Raw genomic sequence first — 13,647 nt, 5'->3', positions numbered from 1 at the left:
ATAGCCCGTTCATACCGTCGAGAGAGAAGAACTGTTCCGTGCGCACCACGACTGAGCCGCGCCTGATCCCTTTCATCACCCAGCGGGAGGGGGAGGACGCCGCGCCGGACAACCTCATCATCGTCCGGCATGCATCCGGTCCCAGGCTCTACTACGCGGATGAGGACGCCAAGGGCAGGGACCGGCCGCTGCGGGGGGTGCTGTGGGCGCGATGCGGCTTCAACCCGATGGATGAACACGGCATGCCGACTGGCGCGCCGCAGTGGAAGTTCATGCACCCCTACCGGCAGATGCTGACGATGCAGGCCATGCGCTGCCAGGTCTGCGTGGAACCATCCCGTACGCCCTTGGGCTTCATCTTCCTCGCCGGGCCGAAGGACGAGGACCCCACACAGACCACGATCTACACCAACCAGCCTCCGGTGTGCGTCAAGCACGCCCGCGCCGCTGCTGCGCTCTGCCCGCACCTGGAGAAGAACCCGATGGTCTTTCTGGCACAGAGTGCACCCCTGTACGGCGTGCACGGCACCATCTACGGCCTCAACGCACGGAACGAAGTGCACGTCGTCGCGCAGCCCGACCACGCTTTGCCCTTCGGACACCCGAACGTCTCCACCCTGCTCGCCTCGCAGCTCGTCCGCCGACTCAGCTCCTTCCGCGTCCTCGACATGGAGGAGCTGCTGCAGGAACTGACCGTGCGCGGCACATAGACCGCTGCCCGATGGCCCGGAGGATCCGGCCGCGGCCATCGGGCAGGCCAGACCCCCGGCGCGGGGACACCGCCCGAACTGTTCCCCCACGGATCAGGCCTCCCCGCGCCGGGACCTCCCAACAACCTCACTGACGAAAAGGAACGTCGCTGATGGTCGACGAGAGCGGTACTGACGGATTACTGGGACCAGACGGCTACAAGGTGTTGAGTCACTGGACGACCCCTGCCAAGGCCAACGCCCGAGCGACCGAACTCATCGTCGCCCACCGCGGCACGTTGCAAGAGGTGGTGGCCAATCCCCACCTCATGGAGGAGTGGGCCCAGACGCTCGTTCGGGCCCCGCGACTCGTCGCCGCGGTGCAGGAGCTGATCGGTCCCGGCGTGGCCGTGGAGAACTCCTTTCTCGTCATCAAGTGGCCGAGCCAGGACTTCGAGGTGCCGTGGCACCAGGACGGCACCAACGACCGGTTGGAGCTGGACCCTCAGCGCTCGGTCGCGGCCTGGCTCGCGCTCACCGACGCCGACGAGAAGACCGGGTGTCTCCGTGTCCTGCCCGGGTCCCAGCGCGTCGGCTACCGCCCGTACGAGACCGAGCCAGCCAACGGTGCCGCACGCGGTCGCGGCCTCAGTGTCCGCATCGACGGAGTCGTCAATGAGGTCCCGGTCCCGGTGCGCTCTGGGAACGGCGTGCTCATGGACACCCGACTCGTGCACAGCTCGCACTCCAACTTGGGGACCGGTGCCCGCATCGGCCTCAACATCCGCTTCGTCGCGCCCGGTGCAGTCTCGATGCGCGACGGCTCAAGCCCCAGTCTGGCCCCCATCACGGGCACGGGCTGGTAGCCCCATCCATCCGAGAGGAGCAACACGTGACGATCGTCAAGGAGTTCCTGGACCAGGGTGCGCCCACGCGTGTCCGCGTGCTCAACGGCGAGGACACCGATGCCAGCCGGCGCGGCGACAAGAAGCCGATCGCCCGCAGCGAGTGCATGTACTACTGCCCGGACGAGGCCACCGTCCGCCGCTGCATCGACGCACTGGAGGAGTCCGACAGGCGGCTGCGTGAGCGGCCGGAAGAGCTGATGCTCTGGGACTGGCAGGCCACGTACTTCGAGGCCGAGCAGGGCAACCCCAACGGGGGCGGCACCGTGATCCTGGGCGTCGCCTGGTACGACCAGGCGTTTTTCGACGACCGCCGAAACGCCTGGTTCGGCGCCATGCACCAGCGGATCTACCAGCAGCTCGGCATCCCGCTGGAGAACATCACCGTCGAGCACTGGGCGCGCGTCGCCGCGTGATCTGACCTCGTGATCCGACAGCGGCCGGGCGCATCGGCCCGGCCGCCCCCCTTCCAGCAGGGATACCTACTCGCGCGAGAGTTGCGGAGCCATTTCCGTGACCGGCACAACACTCGCCCTGTCCCGCGTCCACCACCATGCGGTCACTGCCCCCACGACGGACACCGCGATGGTGGCCAGGCCACCAGCCCAGAACCCGACCGCTGGGGAGGCCGCGGCGACGGCCGGCACCACGAGCATGGACGCCGTTCCAGCGGCCCGGATCACCGTCACATCGACGGACATGAGCCGGCGTCGTGCAGCGGGTGGAAACGCCGCGAGGTGGGTCTGCAGCGTGACGCCCAGGAACGGCGCTACGGCACCGGAGGCCCCCGAAATCGCCAGGAGGACCAGCAGGTTCCCGGCCGAGCCGGTGACCGCCAGGAACAGCCCGGACACCGCCCACAGCGCGCAATACGCCACGGGAAGCCGGTTCGGTAGCCGCACGTTGCCCGCCACCAGGTTCCCGGCCAGAGCACCCGCCCCGGTCGTTGCGAGGACAAGGCCGTATGCGCCCGCGCCCGCGCCGAGCCGGTGGGCGAGCAGCGCGGGCATGGCCAGAGCCACGGCCTGGGCGAAGATCCCGGCCCCGTGCACGGCGATCGCCGCAGCCGTGGCGGGGTGGGTGCGCAGCAGCGAGCGGGCGCGCAGCCGTACGGCGTCCTGTACGGGCTGCGCGTCGGCTGTCGAGGCTCGCGCGGTACGGCGGCCCAACGCTGCCAGCACTACGGCCGACACGGCGAAGGTGGCCGCGTCGAGGAGGAACAGCGCGGCTTGCGGGATGACAACGAGTAGCGCCCCAGCCGCTCCGGGACCGGCCACCCGGGCGATGCGCCCGGTCAGGTCCATGAGCCCGTTGACGGCCTGCACCTCGCCGGGACGGACGAGGTCGGGCACCAGGGCGCCTAGGTTGGGGTCGAAGACGGCACCGGCCAGGCCGAGCGCTGCCGCCAGCGCCAGCATGCCGGGAGTACCGAACGCCTCCCATGCGAACGGCAGCGCCGCGACCAGCACGACGCGGGCGGCATCGACGCCGGCAAGTGCCCGCAGGGAGGCGAAGCGGTCCATGACCCGGCGGCCGACGGTGCCCATCACGATGTACGGGACGGATTCCGCGACGGCTACGAGTCCCATGGCCGCGGCCCCGGACTGCTCCCACGCGATCCACATGATCGCCATGGCGTACAGGCGGTCACCGAACACCGACAGGGCCTGCGCCCCCCACAGGGCCAGCACACGGCGGCGGCGCAGCAGACGGACGTATCCCAAGATCACTCCCGCCCTGAAAAGACGAAGTCCCGGCACTGGTGCCACCGGGACGCCACACACCTTATGGCAGACGAAAGGACGGATGTTGCATGAAGACCGAAACGCTGCCCGCTGAGGCGCGGGCGGCTGCAGAGGAGCTGTGCGGCGAAGATCCGAAACTGAAGCTCATCAGCGACCGGCGCGGATCCGCCGTCTGGCAAGTCACCGGACCACGACGTTCGGCGGCCTTGAAAGTAGGGGCTGGACCCGAGGGCACGGTCATCACTGCCCGTGAGACGGCCGTGCTCACCGCCATTGACTGCGGCGGCGCGCTGCTGGCGCACGGCCGCTTGGATGGAGAGGCATGGATGCTCACCCCCTGGTACGAGGGCCCGTCGACGTGGGAGGCGCTCCGCAGCGTCCGTGACGGGGAAGGGAATCGCCGGCAGGCGCTACAGACTGCGGTCGAGTGGTGCGAGGCGGTCGCCCGGCTGCACGCGATCGACTGGGTGCACTGCGATCTCCAGCCGCACCATGCGATCCACACGCCCGACGGCGTACACCTCATCGACTGCTCATGGGCCTGGCACCCCCACAAGCTGCCACCGTCACACATCTTCAGGGGCGGCCCGCCACACCTCCTCGCTCCCGAAATGGCGCTGACCATCCACGGCGGTCAGCGGCCAGTGGCCCCCACACGCACTGCGGAGGTCTACACACTCGCCGCGGGCCTGTGGTGGGCGATTACCGGCGCCTGGCCTCTCGACTACAACGCGATCGGCATCAATCCCGCCAGGCTGACCCCCGCGGTGCTACGGCAGATCATCGGCACGCGCCCGATCCCTCTGCGAAGCCATCGAGTGTGGCTCGAAGTTCAGGAAATCCTCAGCGGGGTGCTCACCGCCCCCGCTCCTAGCAGGCCGACCGCGGCCGAGCTGGCCGCCCTGCTCGGCGACGCCACGCGTGAGAGCCGTAACCGGTGAGATGTAACAGAACACGACCGCCGCCGTCCCGGCAGTGAAGGGGTTGAGCCCTCGCGTCAACCCCCGCAGTGATCCGGAGGAACGGTGACGACCGCGACAGAGTTCGTGTGGCTGGAGGACATCGGCCAGCTCGACTACGTCCGCCAGAGCCTGGACCGGCTGCCCGCCCGCAAGGGCCGCCCCGCCTACCACTGCGACGGCCGCATGGTCGGCTACGCGATCCTCGGCCCCACCGCCAAGCCGTCCCGCGCCTCCGGCACCTTCCGCCGCCGCGTCTTCTGGCTCCTGCCCCACGATCGCGATAGCCAGCCGACGGCCTGTACGCCAAAAGCGCCCCCGCCGAGGCCGTCGACCCCCGCACCCTCCAACCCCGGGTCAAGGGCTACGAGACCGAACGCTCCGAAGGCGGCCCGCCGTCGACCGCCATGCAGCAGCTGGGCATAACACTGCCGCTGTGATCTCAGGCCCTTTCCTTCAGCGCGGTCGACGAGTTGAGCCGGTTCGAGCGGCGATGCCGCGTTGGCGTGCTCAGTGTCCAAGGCGCGAGGTGACGAGGTCGTTCAGTCGGTCGATCCACTCGTCGCGCTGGGCTGCGCGTCGGGCGTTGAGCTCGCACGGGTAGGAGGTGCCGTCGTGCAGCCGGATGGTCACGGTGAGCCGATTGCCCCAGCGTGAGGGAACGTAGGTGAGGGCGGCGATCTCGGGCCAGTCGAAATCCACCTCGGTGCCGTCGACTTGGAGCGTGATGCCTGCGCTGTCCGCGGTCAGGCTTGCCGTTCGGTCGCTGATGATGAGGCCCAGCTGCTGTTCGGCGGGCAGGGTATTCGCACCGGGCAGGAACTGCGGTGTGATCGCGGGCGGCGGTGCCGGGGCCGGCGGGGGAGACACGGGCCGTGATGGGACCGCGAGTGTCGGCGTGTACCCGGCAGGCATGCCGTGCTGCGGCGCTGTCACCAGGTCCAGCAGCGCGCTGGGTGTCGGACGGGCCGCAGGGTCCTTGTGCAGGCAGGCGGCCACCACTTCGCGCAGGCCTGCGGGTACGGCGGAGAGGTCGGGGGGTTCGTGGACCGATCGGTACATCAGGGCCATGGACGTTCCCTCTCCCCACGCACTACCCCCAGCTGCGGCGACCAGCACGGCGCCGAGCGCGAACACATCGCTGGCCCCGGTCACGTCCTGGCCCAGGGCCTGCTCGGGGGAGAGAAAGCCGGGGGTGCCGAAGGCTGTGCCTGTGGCGGTCAACCGCGATGACTCCAGCGCCCGGGCAATGCCGAAGTCGAGGACGCGCGGGCCGTCGGCGGCCATGATGATGTTGCCCGGCTTGAGGTCGCGGTGGACGAGACCGCAGGCGTGGATGGACGCCACGGCCTCGGCGAGTGCTGCGGCGAGAGCGCGCAGGCGCGGCTCGTCCATGGGCCCCTCGGTGGCGAGCTGTTCGGCAAGGGTGGGGCCGGGGATGTAGGCCGTCGCCAGCCACGGCGGGTCGCCTTCGACGTCGGCATCCACTACCGGCGCCGTATGGAAGCCGCCCACCGTGCGCGCCGCTGCCACCTCCGCGCGGAAGCGCTCACGGAAGACGGGGTCCGCCGCAAGCTCCGGCTTGGCGACCTTCAACGCGACAGCGCGCCCGCCGCGCGTACGCGCCAGGTAAACCATCCCCATGCCGCCCTCGCCGAGCCTGCGCTCGACGGCGTACCCCCCGATGTGATGCATGCGCCAAGTATGGCCCTGACGCCCCACCGGCCCACACGCGGCACCTGCAAGTCCATCTCTTCCAACCCTTGCGCTGATCGGCTGGCCCCTCCACCGTCCGGCGCGGTACAGAGATACGTCCAGCCCGCAGAAGGGCAGGTGCGAGCTGGAGTGCCGGGGTTGTCGGGTCTCGCGTACGTCCGGGGGATGTTGAAGGCTTCAACTTCGGATAGTCACTTGGATTTTCCAAGCTGTGTGGCTACGCTGCCGCTCCATGATCACAGCGGCAGGGGCGACGGATATGAGCTCTCCACGGACCCGGACCGCCTCGATATGGCGCTGGTGCACCGGGCAGCTCAGCGAACAAATGGGGATGCAATGTCCGGCATGGTTGCCCAGGTGCGCGCCCGCCACGGCGAGATGAGATGAACGCGTACTACTGGGCCTTGCCACTCTGCGATCCGGGCAATCTGCGACCGAATCGTCACACGGGAGACGCCAACGCATGAATACGCCACCATCGCCACCTGGAGCGGAGCGGACTGACAGGTCATCCGTCCAGATCGGCGCTCTCGTTCCGCTGACTCGGCCAGGCTGGGTCGAGGCGGGCCAACACTTGCTCGCTGGACTCGAGTTGGCGGTTCGCGAAGTCAATGACGCCGGCGGGATCGTCGGAAGACCACTCAAGCTGGTGGTCCGAGACACCGCGGCTGATCCACAGAGGGCCGCGGCGGCCGTGGATGAATTGGCTCGCCTGGGCGTGGCTGCCTTGGCGGGGGAGTATCACAGCGTCGTCGCTCGCGCCGCTGCAGCCAGGGCTGACGCGCTCGGTCTGCCGTTCCTCTGCTCGTCAGCGGTTCTCGACGCGCTCACCGAACAGCCGACGGAATGGGTCGCGCGCCTTGCCCCGGCGCAGTCCCACGGCTGGCAGATCTACGCGGACTTCCTCCTCCGCGTGGGTCATGGACGAATCGCCGTAGCAGCCCAGTCGAGTGGCTACTGGGCATCTGGGGCCAGCATTCTGCGGGACTACCTCGCTCCACGCGGCGGCACTGTCGTCGAACTGGACATGGGCGTGCTCGCCCCCACGGCCGTGTGCGACGAACTCGTCGACAATGGCGCGACAGCCCTCCTTCTGTTGGTCGGGCACCCGGAGCTGGTGGTGTCGATCGTCAAGTCTGTCCGCCGCGACCAGCGCCTCGCCGAGATCATGATTGGTGCTCCGGCCGGGCAACCGGAGTTCGCCGAATGGGCGACGTTGTTGGGCGGCGACGGCGCCGCGATCCCGTTCTTGCGCTACCTGCCCGAGCGCCTGAGCGCACTCGGTGTACGAGTCGAGACGGCCCTCCGCGAGCGGCTGGGCGAAGCGCCCTCCTTCGTCGCTTTCGAGGGCTACGACACGGTCGCCGTCCTCGCCGATGTGCTGCGTTCTCACGGTGCGGACCGGGCGCGCATTGCAGATTCCTGGTCGCGCGTTGCCGTCGAAGGCACCCGCGGACAGATCCGGTTCTCCCGCACGCATGGCATCAGCATGTGGCAATGGGCTTGGCCGCCGGTCCAAGTCGTGGATCGCGATCCGGCGGACCCCGATCGCTTTCGGATCCTTCACGCCAGCTGAGCTTGGTGTTTAACCTCGGCCGTTCACCTGACCCGCTGATCTTGGTTCGTTCCCGGGACAGCAGGGCGGCCGTTCTTCACGCTTCGAGGTGTCGAGCAACGTCGCGTGAAGGAACGGCCGCTGGTGAAGAGTCTCGCTCCTGAACAGTCCGCTGACACCGCGCTGGGCATCCTGTCCCACTTTCGTGTCCAGTTCTACGACTGCCTCTACGCCCGAGCGGATGCGCTCTTCGAGCTCACCGACGCGGTGCTGTGCTCGGACGGCCCGGTGACGTCGCTGGTCGAGTTGACGCTCACGGCCGAGCACCGGCGCGGGCACGGGGCGATGTACGACGCGGTCAATCACGGCTGGCTGGAGCCGCGCCGGCTGCGCAGGCTGCTTGCCTCCACGCCGCTGCCGCGTGCCGCCGACGGGCGGATCGTGCTCGCGGTGGATGTGAGCAACTGGCTGCGTCCCGACGCCCCCACCAGCCCTGGCCTGCTGTTCTGCCATGTCTACGGGCGGGGCCGCAGCGCGGATCAGTTCATCCCCGGCTGGCCCTACTCCTTCGTCGCCGCGCTGGAGACGGGGCGTACGTCCTGGACGGCCGTGCTGGACGCGATCCGGCTGGGGCCGTGCGACGATGCCACCGCGGTGACCGCCACCCAGCTGCGCGAGGTGGTCACCCGGCTTGTGCGCGCTGGGCAGTGGCGGCCGGGCGACGCGGACATCCTTGTCGTGATGGACACCGGCTACGACGTCACCCGCCTCGCCTACGTACTGGCCGATCTGCCCGTCGAGCTGGTCGGTCGGCTGCGCTCGGACCGGGTCATGCATCCGGGATGCCGGACCGCGCCGCTCCACCCCGCGCGGCGGACAGCCCCGCAAGCACGGTGGCGTCCTGACCTTCGCGAAGCCGGAGTCCTGGCACACCCCTGACCAGGCCACGAGGTGCGACACCACCCGCTATGGCACGGCCGAAGCCCTTGCCTGGGACCGGATGCACCCCCGTCTGCAGGCCCGTGGCCCCTGGCTCGACCACTGCGGTGAACTCCCTCTGATCCACGGCACGTTGATCCGGCTGAGGGTCGATCACCTGCCCGGCGACCGTGACCCGAAACCGGTCTGGCTGTGGTCCTCGCACACCGGGATGACCAACGCGGACGTCGACCTGCGCTGGCAGGCGTTCCTCCGCAGGTTCGATCTTGAACATACCTTCCGGCTGTTCAAGCAGACCCTGGGCTGGACCGTCCCCAAGGTCCGCGATCCGCACACTGCCGACCTGTGGACGTGGCTGATCATCACCGCCCACACCCAACTCCGCCTCGCCCGCCCCCTGGCCGAGGACCTCCGTCGCCCCTGGGAACGGCCCGCCGAGCCCCGTCGGCTCACCCCCGCCCGGGTCCGCCCGGGGTTCCGCCACCTCCGCGTGAAGACCGCCCGTCCCGCCGGCGTGCCCCAACCCTCCCGGCCTGGGCCCGGACGCCCACCCGGCTCGAAGAACCGCAGGCCAGCCCCACGTCACGAGCCTGGGAAGACCGTGAAACGAGTCGAAACCCTCACCGAACACGTCCGTCTGAAACAGCAGCGAGGATAAAGATCAAGCTTAGGCAATGCCCTGCTCAACGCGAAGTACTTGGGCAGGGGGGCAGAATTGATCGTGCGGACGGAAACGACGAAGCGCAGGCTATCGACGGAAGCGAGCAACCTGTCGTTCCAGAACTTGACGATGGGAACCTGCGCCTGGGCGGCGTTGGGTGCAGCGAACTTCGCGCCCTGGTACGTGTGGTCCTGCCGATGGCGAAACCGGGCATAGCCGCCGTACCCCTCTTCCATTTCTTCGTTCCCTACGGGGCCCGTTCCTCTGACCCGTCGGGCGCTGTTCGCCCGTGACGGGGGCCGGTGCATGTACTGCGGTGGCGTCGCAACCAGCGTCGACCACGTCATCCCACGCAGTCGCGGGGGCAAGCACGTGTGGGACAACGTGGTGGCGTCCTGCCGTCGCTGCAACCACGTCAAGGCCGACCGCCATCTCTTCGAGATCGGCTGGCGGCTCCGCCACAAACCCGCCCCGCCCACCGGCCTGGCCTGGCGCATCATCGGCACGGGCCATAGGGACCCGCGCTGGCTGCCATACCTGCAGCCGTACGGCGCGGACGACGCCTTGGCCCGGATCGACGGCATCTCCGCCTGACGATCCGGGCTTTTGCATGGCCGGACGTCCCCGCCGGGGCGTCCGGCCAGGCAGGTCCGCTTGACCTGCGCATTCGTTACCGTCTTCACAGGCACCCCGCGTTCCCCACACATGCGTGATCGCCTAGTGTCGCCCCCAACAGCGAATCCTTGTTCTGGAGCCCAACGCCCAGGGGTTCGCCTCGAATGTGGGGATTCATGCGAAAGCTCGCCATAGGCGCCGTCGTGTCCGGCGCTCTGGCTCTCACCGGCCTGGCCGCGCCCACCGCGCTCGCCGACGCGCCGGACCTGGCCTTCGGTGCCATCACGGTGAACAACGGCAAGCCGATCGTGGTCGGCACCAACACGAGCGTGACCGTGCCGGTCACCTACAGCTTCACCCGCCCGTCGGACCTCGTCATCGACTACAAGAACAACTTCCTGGGCGTCGTCCTGTACCGCGGCTCGCTCACCGACAGCGCGAACGCCCTGGAGAGCTCCTCGAAGGCGCCGACCTGCACCACCACCGCGACGACGGAGACCACGGTCACCGAGTCGTGCGGGACGACACTCACCGTCGACCCGCGCGAGCAGCTCTTCAGCGCCGCGGACGCCACCACCTGGAAGGCCGCCGCCGTCTACGTCCGCTCGTACACGGACATGGACGACTCCGACGGCCACATCAGCTTCGAGACCGGCGTCGACGCGTGGGTCAACCTCGGCACGGCCAAGCTGCAGCGCAAGGCGGGGCTCGGTACCAACGCGACGCCGGAGCCGGTCGTCAAGGGCAGGACCCTGACCGTCAAGGGCAAGCTCACCCGCGCCGACTGGGCCAAGGGCACCTTCACCGGCTACCAGGGCCAGACGGTCACCCCTCCAGTTCAAGGCCAAGGGCGCCACCGCCTACACCGACGTCAAGACGGTCACCTCCGGCACGGGCGGAGCCCTGGCCACCACCGTGAAGGCGTCGAAGGACGGCTCGTACCGCTACAAGTTCGCGGGTACGTCCCCCACCGCGGCGAAGACCTCGGCCGCCGATTACGTCGACGTGAAGTAACACCACCGCCTTCGTGGCGCGCACCGCCCCCGGGTAACGACTCCGTTGCCCGGGGGCTTTTTCGTGGCCGGATATTGACGCACGACTGGTCTAGTCCTACGTTTCCTGCCATCGACATCCGATAGGAAAGTTTCCTAACAGTTGGGGAGTGGCGTACCCATGGCAGGAACCCCTCGCATGCTGCGCGCCATGAACGACCGTGCCGCGCTCGATCTGCTGCTGGAGCACGGACCTCTCTCCCGCACCCGGCTCGGCAAGCTCACCGGCCTGTCGAAGCCGACCGCCTCACAACTGCTGGCCCGGCTGGAGGCCGCCGGGCTCGTGGTCGCCACGGGCACCGGCGGAACCGGCGTCGGCGAGGGCCGCCCCGGGCCCAACGCCCAGCTGTACGCGGTCGATCCGACCGCCGCGTACGCCGCCGGCCTCGACGTCACTCCCGAACGCGTCCTCGCCGCCGTCGCCGACATCACCGGCCGCACGGTGGGCGAGTACGCCGTCCCCACCCCCGGACGCCGACCGGCCGAGCCCGTCGTACGGCAGGTCACCACCGCGCTCGACGGCGCGGTCAAGGCAGCCGGGCTCGTACGGTCCGACGTGCGCCGCCTCGTCATCGGCACCCCCGGCGCCTTCGACCCGGGCACCGGGCGGCTGCGGTACGCCTCCCACCTCCCCGGCTGGCACTCCCCGACCCTCCTCGACGAACTCGCCGCCGCGCTGCCGATGCCGGTGGAGTACGAGAACGACGTCAACCTCGTCGCCCTCGCCGAACAACGGCTGGGCGCGGCCAGGGGCCACGACGACTTCGTCCTGCTGTGGAACGAGGGCGGCCTCGGCGCCGCCGTCGTCCTGGGCGGACGGCTGCACCGGGGGTTCACCGGGGGTGCGGGAGAGGTCGGCTTCCTGCCGGTACCGGGCGCTCCGCTGGTTCGGCAGGTGACCAAGGCCAACAGCGGCGGCTTCCAGGAGCTCGCCGGGTCCCAGGTCATCCCCCGGCTGGCCCGCGAGTTGGGCATCTCCGACATCCCCGACGGGCCGTACGCTGAGGTCGCGGCGGCGTTGGTCGCGCGGGCCGCCGACATCGGCTCCGGCGCACACCGACAACTTCTGGCAACATACGCGACCGGGCTCGCGACCGGTCTGGCCGCGCTGGTGTCCGTACTCGATCCCGAACTCATCGTCCTCAGCGGTGCCGCGCTGACCTCCGGCGGTGAGCCGCTTCGGGGGTTGGTCCAGGCCGAGTTGGGGGAGCTGGCAGCTTCCCGGCCTCGGCTGGTTCTCGGTGCCGTGCTTGAACGCCCTGCGCTGCGCGGGGCGTTGGAGAGCGCGCTCGCCGCTACTCGTGACGAAGTCTTCGACACGTTGACGCTCCGCTGAGAAGGCCGTCTGAAAGGCCGTCTGAAAACTGCCGGCCGTCCGTGGCTGGTCGCGCAGTTCCCCGCGCCCCTAAAGGGGCGCGCCCCCTCAACCTCCAACGCGAAGTCACCCATCCCTGCCCTCAGGAGACCCCGCCATGCCCGGAATATCCAAGAACGCGGCGATCGCTCTCGCCGCCTCCGTCTTCCTCGCCCTCCTCGTCACCGCCTGCACCGGACAGTCGGACACCGCGGCCTCCGACGACCCGAACGCCAAGACGACCATCACCTTCTGGCACGGCTGGAGTGCGCCCACCGAGGTGAAGGCCATCCAGGAGAACGTCGACCGGTTCGAGAAGGCGCACCCGAACATCACCGTCAAGGTCGTCGGGAACATCAACGACGACAAGCTCAACCAGGCGCTGCGGGCCGGTGGTTCGAACGGTCCGGATGTCGTGTCGTCCTTCACCACCTCCAACATCGGGAAGTTCTGTTCCTCCGGCGCCTTCCTCGACCTGAAGCCCTTCATCGAGAAGTCGAAGCTCGACCTCGACAAGACCATCCCGAAGCCGATGCTGGACTACACCCAGTTCGAGGGCACCCGGTGTGCCCTGCCGCTGCTGGGGGACGCGTACGGGCTGTACTACAACAAGGACGCGTTCGAGAAGGCCGGCATCAAGTCGCCGCCGAAGACGTGGTCGGAGTTCGCGAAGGTCGCGAAGAAGCTGACCGTCGCCAAGGGGGACAGCTACTCGCAGCTGGGCTTCATGCCGAACTACCACGGTTACGAGACGGTCGTGGACCACTACATGTCCCAGTGGGACCACGCCTACTTCGACGCCGACGGCAAGTCGAACATCGCCAAGGACCCGGCGTTCGCGGAGATGTTCACGTACCAGAAGAGCCTGGTGGACTCGCTCGGCGGCTTCGGGAAGCTGGAGAAGTACCGGAACACCTTCGGTGACGAGTGGGGGGCCAAGCACCCGTTCCACACCGGGCAGGTGGCCATGCAGCTCGACGGCGAGTGGCGTCTCGGGATGGCGAAGGACGCCGGCGTCGACTTCGAGATCGGCACCGCCCCGATGCCCGTCGCCGACGACGAGGCCGCCGAGTACGGCAAGGGCTTCCTCTCCGGCACGATCATCGGGATCGCCCCGCAGAGCGAGAAGCAGAACGCGGCCTGGGAGCTGGTGAAGTACCTGACGACCGACACCGAGGCCGTCGTCTCCTTCGCCAACGCCATCCACAACGTGCCGTCCACCTTCGAGGCTCTCAAGTCGCCCGACCTGAAGGTGGACGAGGGCTTCCAGACGTTCCTGGACATCGCCCAGCACCCGGAGTCGAACACCCCGCCGGCGTCCATCAACGGCTCGACGTACCAGACGACCCTCCAGGACTTCGGCTACCAGTACGAGTCCGGCAAGGTGAAGGACCTCGAGGCCGGTCTGGAGAAGACCGCCGAACAGATCGACACGGACATCGAGCAGGCGAAGTAGC

10 protein-coding genes and 5 pseudogenes are annotated in these 13,647 nt (G+C 68.8%); 12 read left to right on the top strand and 3 right to left on the bottom strand.

Annotation, left to right across the window (positions count from 1 at the left end; translation table 11 throughout):
- Positions 1-38: 38 nt before the first annotated feature.
- The 3 genes from ACFVJQ_RS38090 to ACFVJQ_RS38080 all read left to right on the top strand — a co-directional run bounded on the left by ACFVJQ_RS38090 (position 39) and on the right by ACFVJQ_RS38080 (position 2,010).
- Positions 39-710 (top strand): hypothetical protein, encoded by a 672-nt coding sequence (locus tag ACFVJQ_RS38090; protein WP_385790296.1) that lies wholly within the window; start codon positions 39-41, stop codon positions 708-710.
- Positions 711-862: 152 nt separating this feature from the next.
- Positions 863-1,555 carry a phytanoyl-CoA dioxygenase family protein gene (locus tag ACFVJQ_RS38085; RefSeq protein WP_385790294.1) on the top strand — a complete coding sequence of 231 codons (693 nt, stop codon included), beginning with the start codon at positions 863-865 and terminating at the stop codon, positions 1,553-1,555.
- 26 nt (positions 1,556-1,581) lie between these two features.
- Positions 1,582-2,010: a hypothetical protein gene (locus ACFVJQ_RS38080; RefSeq protein ID WP_385790292.1), complete on the top strand. Its 429-nt coding sequence runs from the start codon at positions 1,582-1,584 to the stop codon at positions 2,008-2,010.
- 66 nt (positions 2,011-2,076) lie between these two features.
- On the opposite strand, the gene ACFVJQ_RS38075 is transcribed toward ACFVJQ_RS38080, so the two are convergent.
- Positions 2,077-3,318 (bottom strand): MFS transporter, encoded by a 1,242-nt coding sequence (locus tag ACFVJQ_RS38075; RefSeq protein ID WP_385790291.1) that lies wholly within the window; start codon positions 3,316-3,318, stop codon positions 2,077-2,079.
- 89 nt (positions 3,319-3,407) lie between these two features.
- On the opposite strand from ACFVJQ_RS38075, the gene ACFVJQ_RS38070 reads away from it, so the two are divergent.
- From ACFVJQ_RS38070 to ACFVJQ_RS38060, 3 genes and pseudogenes are all read left to right on the top strand, one after another.
- A complete protein-coding gene (locus ACFVJQ_RS38070; protein ID WP_385790289.1) occupies positions 3,408-4,280 on the top strand; it encodes a hypothetical protein in 873 nt (290 codons plus the stop codon).
- An 84-nt stretch (positions 4,281-4,364) separates the two neighbouring features.
- Positions 4,365-4,628, top strand: a pseudogene (locus ACFVJQ_RS38065) (DUF6009 family protein); the annotation flags it as partial.
- Positions 4,598-4,738 (top strand): DUF6009 family protein, encoded by a 141-nt coding sequence (locus tag ACFVJQ_RS38060; protein ID WP_385790348.1) that lies wholly within the window; start codon positions 4,598-4,600, stop codon positions 4,736-4,738. The pseudogene ACFVJQ_RS38065 and the gene ACFVJQ_RS38060, both read left to right, overlap by 31 nt.
- A gap of 70 nt (positions 4,739-4,808) precedes the next feature.
- Here the strand turns inward: ACFVJQ_RS38060 and ACFVJQ_RS38055 are convergent, their stop codons facing one another.
- A complete protein-coding gene (locus tag ACFVJQ_RS38055) occupies positions 4,809-5,993 on the bottom strand; it encodes a serine/threonine-protein kinase (RefSeq protein WP_385790287.1) in 1,185 nt (394 codons plus the stop codon).
- A gap of 484 nt (positions 5,994-6,477) precedes the next feature.
- Here ACFVJQ_RS38055 and ACFVJQ_RS38050 point away from each other — a divergent pair, with 484 nt between their 5' ends.
- Together ACFVJQ_RS38050 and ACFVJQ_RS38045 are read left to right on the top strand one after the other, a co-directional pair.
- Positions 6,478-7,590, top strand: coding sequence for an ABC transporter substrate-binding protein (locus ACFVJQ_RS38050; RefSeq protein ID WP_385790285.1), 1,113 nt, complete (start codon positions 6,478-6,480; stop codon positions 7,588-7,590).
- Positions 7,591-7,713: 123 nt separating this feature from the next.
- A pseudogene (locus ACFVJQ_RS38045) lies at positions 7,714-9,166 on the top strand (NF041680 family putative transposase).
- On the opposite strand, the pseudogene ACFVJQ_RS38040 reads toward ACFVJQ_RS38045, so the two are convergent.
- Positions 9,091-9,312, bottom strand: a pseudogene (locus tag ACFVJQ_RS38040) (Tn3 family transposase); the annotation flags it as partial. The pseudogenes ACFVJQ_RS38045 and ACFVJQ_RS38040 overlap by 76 nt on opposite strands.
- A gap of 109 nt (positions 9,313-9,421) precedes the next feature.
- On the opposite strand from ACFVJQ_RS38040, the pseudogene ACFVJQ_RS38035 reads away from it, so the two are divergent.
- From ACFVJQ_RS38035 to ACFVJQ_RS38020, 4 genes and pseudogenes are all read left to right on the top strand, one after another.
- Positions 9,422-9,763: pseudogene (locus ACFVJQ_RS38035) on the top strand (HNH endonuclease); the annotation flags it as partial.
- Between the two features lie 197 nt (positions 9,764-9,960).
- Positions 9,961-10,798, top strand: a pseudogene (locus ACFVJQ_RS38030) (hypothetical protein).
- A 159-nt stretch (positions 10,799-10,957) separates the two neighbouring features.
- Complete coding sequence (locus tag ACFVJQ_RS38025) at positions 10,958-12,172, top strand: ROK family protein (RefSeq protein ID WP_385517937.1); 1,215 nt, start codon at positions 10,958-10,960, stop codon at positions 12,170-12,172.
- Between the two features lie 136 nt (positions 12,173-12,308).
- A complete protein-coding gene (locus tag ACFVJQ_RS38020) occupies positions 12,309-13,646 on the top strand; it encodes an ABC transporter substrate-binding protein (RefSeq protein ID WP_385517940.1) in 1,338 nt (445 codons plus the stop codon).
- Position 13,647: the final 1 nt, after the last annotated feature.

This window comes from Streptomyces sp. NPDC127197 (assembly GCF_042672405.1).
Taxonomy (GTDB): domain Bacteria; phylum Actinomycetota; class Actinomycetes; order Streptomycetales; family Streptomycetaceae; genus Streptomyces; species Streptomyces flavusporus.
This window is presented reverse-complemented; position numbering and strand designations above follow the sequence as displayed.

What these genes read in the sequence shown, in the direction of transcription:
- ACFVJQ_RS38085 (WP_385790294.1), top strand. Translation starts at nt 863, where the DNA reads ATGGTCGACGAGAGCGGTACTGACGGATTACTGGGACCAGACGGCTAC.
- ACFVJQ_RS38025 (WP_385517937.1), top strand. Translation starts at nt 10,958, where the DNA reads ATGGCAGGAACCCCTCGCATGCTGCGCGCCATGAACGACCGTGCCGCG.
- ACFVJQ_RS38070 (WP_385790289.1), top strand. Translation starts at nt 3,408, where the DNA reads ATGAAGACCGAAACGCTGCCCGCTGAGGCGCGGGCGGCTGCAGAGGAG.
- ACFVJQ_RS38055 (WP_385790287.1), bottom strand. Translation starts at nt 5,993, where the DNA reads ATGCATCACATCGGGGGGTACGCCGTCGAGCGCAGGCTCGGCGAGGGC.
- ACFVJQ_RS38020 (WP_385517940.1), top strand. Translation starts at nt 12,309, where the DNA reads ATGCCCGGAATATCCAAGAACGCGGCGATCGCTCTCGCCGCCTCCGTC.
- ACFVJQ_RS38050 (WP_385790285.1), top strand. Translation starts at nt 6,478, where the DNA reads ATGAATACGCCACCATCGCCACCTGGAGCGGAGCGGACTGACAGGTCA.